General features: G+C 57.9%; 1 protein-coding gene. It reads left to right on the top strand.

The features are described 5' to 3' along the window. Positions 1-228, top strand: a 228-nt coding sequence (locus SCA31_RS25890; protein WP_410699796.1) for a hypothetical protein, incomplete at both ends; no start/stop codon positions are given.

The raw sequence follows: 228 nt of genomic DNA on the forward strand, positions 1-228 counted from the left end.
GTGCAGACCCAAGCCATTGAGCCTCATCAGCTTCGTGCCTACATGGAGCTGATACAGGCCGGCCGGCAGTCTGCCGGTCCCGGCCACTTTATCTCCAAACTACATGACACCTATCTCCGCCACGTGCTGGTGTCGACGAAGCCAGAGTTCTCGGGCGACATGGTACGTCTCCTTACCAATGACGTGGAACTACTGAATACGTTGGCGGCGGCTCGCTTCAATCCGCCT

The organism is Chryseobacterium sp. SIMBA_028, assembly GCF_046535285.1.
Lineage (GTDB): Bacteria > Bacteroidota > Bacteroidia > Flavobacteriales > Weeksellaceae > Chryseobacterium.